The organism is Nocardia sp. CY41 (assembly GCF_009829325.1).
GTDB lineage: Bacteria > Actinomycetota > Actinomycetes > Mycobacteriales > Mycobacteriaceae > Nocardia.
In genome coordinates this window covers 1-2683 of record NZ_VUOS01000098.1, presented here as the reverse complement: position 1 = coordinate 2683, position 2683 = coordinate 1, and the positions used below count along the sequence as shown (strand labels likewise).

At 67.4% G+C, this 2683-nt stretch carries 3 protein-coding genes; 2 read left to right on the top strand and 1 reads right to left on the bottom strand.

Going from position 1 to position 2683, the window contains the following annotated elements; all coding sequences use genetic code 11:
- Both GVY64_RS36780 and GVY64_RS36775 read left to right on the top strand, forming a co-directional pair.
- The coding region (locus tag GVY64_RS36780) for a phage tail tip lysozyme (RefSeq protein WP_201298335.1) at window positions 1–567 on the top strand (567 nt) is incomplete at its 5' end.
- A gap of 394 nt (window positions 568–961) precedes the next feature.
- Entirely contained in the window at window positions 962–2188 is a 1227-nt protein-coding gene (locus GVY64_RS36775) for a transglycosylase SLT domain-containing protein (RefSeq protein WP_159851285.1), read from the top strand.
- 12 nt (window positions 2189–2200) lie between these two features.
- Here GVY64_RS36775 and GVY64_RS36770 read toward each other — a convergent pair.
- On the bottom strand, window positions 2201–2683 hold a 483-nt coding region (locus GVY64_RS36770), incomplete at its 5' end, for a C40 family peptidase (RefSeq protein ID WP_201298334.1).

Below are 2683 nucleotides of genomic sequence, written 5' to 3'. Positions count from 1 at the left end.
GGCAACGCGACCTCCAGCGACACCGCCGCCGCGATCAACCGGTTGACCAAGCAGTACCTGTACAACATCGCGGGCAAGAACTACAAACCACCCACCGGATCCACCGGTAGCACCGGCAGCGCCGACAACATTCCCGGTGGCTCCAAGGCCAATCCAGCGGACGTCTATCGCTACCTCATCTCGAAACACGGACTCACGCCTGCGCAGGCCGCGGGGATCGTGGGCAACATTCAGGTCGAGTCGGGTTTCAAGACCAGGGCGTACAACTCGGGCGAGGGCGCTATCGGTCTTTGCCAATGGCGGGGTAGACGACGGCAGGCCCTGGAGCGATTCGCGGCAGCTCGCGGAAGGCCGGTCACCGACTGGAAGGTCCAAGTCGATTTCATGATGGCCGAATTGCGCAGCAACGAATCCACCGCGTACGGATATCTCCGGGCCGCGCAGACGCCCGCCTACGCGGCGGCGGTCTTCGATCAGTATTACGAAAGAAGCTCCGGTGAGGCGAGAGGGCAGCGCATCGCCTATGCCAACAGTATCGCCTCGGCGATGCGCAACGTCGCTGTTTGACCTCGCCCTGCCTTCGTCGGCCGCTCACTGTCCACCGACGCGCCGCGCGCTTGTCCCGCAGCCGCGTGCCGGGACATGTGCACCGGTATTCCCGTAAGCGGGAACAGTATGGGCATGCTCGGGAGATACCTGCATTAGGCTGCGGATACGCTTCGGAACGAGCGCCGGGGAAGAGGCATTCCGAGTCGGGTGAGCCGGGCAAGGCGGCATGAGTTCACCGCATCGGCGCGGCTTGCCACATCGCTGCCGCGTCGGCTGTGAATTCTTCCGGTTCCAGCGCACAGCGATCATGTCCAGCAATCGGCAGCGCGCATACCGGGGCATCCGGCGGAAGGTGAATCATGGCTGCCTCTGTGGTCACCGTGCGTAGTGTTCGCGCGCAGCGGGGGGACTGATGGCTCCGACGGATAGCCCTGGGTCCGAGCGGGATCCCGATGGTCCCGGCGATCCTCGCGACGTACGTGCGAGCGCCACCACCACCACCGCACCGCACCGCCAGGCCAAGTCCGCGCCGCGCGGCGCTCCCACCCCGATCCCGCGGCCGCAGGCGGGTGCGCCGGCCGCGGCGGCGCCGGTCGGCGCGACGGCTCAGGGGCGCACCCAGAACGCACCGTCGGCATCCGAGACGACCTCCCCGGCTGCGGGTTCCCCCTCCGTTCCGCGCTCGGACACGCTGGGCATGGCGGGCTCGTCCGCGCCCATGGCGGCCGCGGCGATGGGCGCGTTGGCGGCCATCGCCGCCCAATACGGTGACGGTCCGCCGACTGCCGTGACGGGACAGCCGTACGCGCCACCCGATCTCGACGCGGCGCGACCGAGCGGACCCGTCGTGTGGGACGGTGCGCTCGGTTCGCGGTACGCCGACAGCAATCTGAATCGAGCACGCCACGGCGATGCGACCCAGTCGATGAACGCCGAGCTGGAACGCATCCTCGGTGGCGCGGTCGACAACAGTACGCAGGGACGTGCCGCGATCGGCGCGATCATCGCCGAGGTGAACACCGCCCTGACCGCGCTCGGCAAGGTCCAGGACGCCAACGCGAGCAGGCAGTTGGTGATCTCCACTCTAGACAACGCCTTGCAACGGGCGGGAACCGTGCTCGGCCAAGGGCAGGCCGCCGCGGTGCTCACCGCCGATCGGGTGGCTGCCCTTGCCGACCGCTATCTGCGCGAGTCACGTCCTGTCCAGCCGCGGCGGCCTCGCCGCACGTCGCACTCCGGCATGCACGGGCCCAGCGGCGGTCCGCCACGCACGCGGCCGTCGGGCCAGCAGGGGCAGTGGATCAACGAAGCCTTGCAGGTGTTGCGCCGGCACGGCTACGACACCCGCCAGATCGATCCGGCCGACATCGCGGCGATCATCCAGCACGAGTCCGGTGGCAACCCGAACGCGATCAATCTCTGGGACAGCAACGCCGCGGCCGGAATTCCGTCGAAAGGCCTGATGCAGACCATCGATCCGACGTTCAACGCGTATTCCGTCCCGGGACATCGCGATATCTGGAATCCGGTGGACAATATCGTCGCGGGCGTTCGGTATGCCATCGAGCGCTACGGCTCGGTCAGCAACGTGCCGGGCATCGTGCAGATGCGCGGCGGCGGCTCGTACGTGGGGTACTGACGCCGCAGCCGGTCAGGTCCAGCGCGCGGCCGCGTAGCTGCTGGGCAGTTTCCGGTACTGGACGTGGCCACCGGTGCGGGGAGCTTCGACGCACATGCCATTGCCTATGTACATGATGACGTGGCCCGGGTTGTTGTTCGGTCCCCTGAACGGGTAGGGAAAAATGAGATCACCGGGCTTGATGTCTCGGGGATTCACCTTGGGCAGGGTGCGGTATTGGTCGGCCGCGACTCGGGGAATCCGCACCCCGGCGGCTGCCGCCGCGTATTGCATCAGGCCCGAGCAGTCGAAAGCGTTCGGCCCTTCCGCACCGAAGACGTAAGGGTCGCCGAGTTGGGCGAGTGCCACCTGGATGGCTTTGGCGGCGGCTCCGGTCGCGCCGTTGGCGCCGGTGGATCCGGTGGGTGGTTTGTAGTTCTTGCCCGCGATGTTGTACAGGTACTGCTTGGTCAACCGGTTGATCGCGGCGGCGGTGTCGCTGGAGGTCGCGTTGCC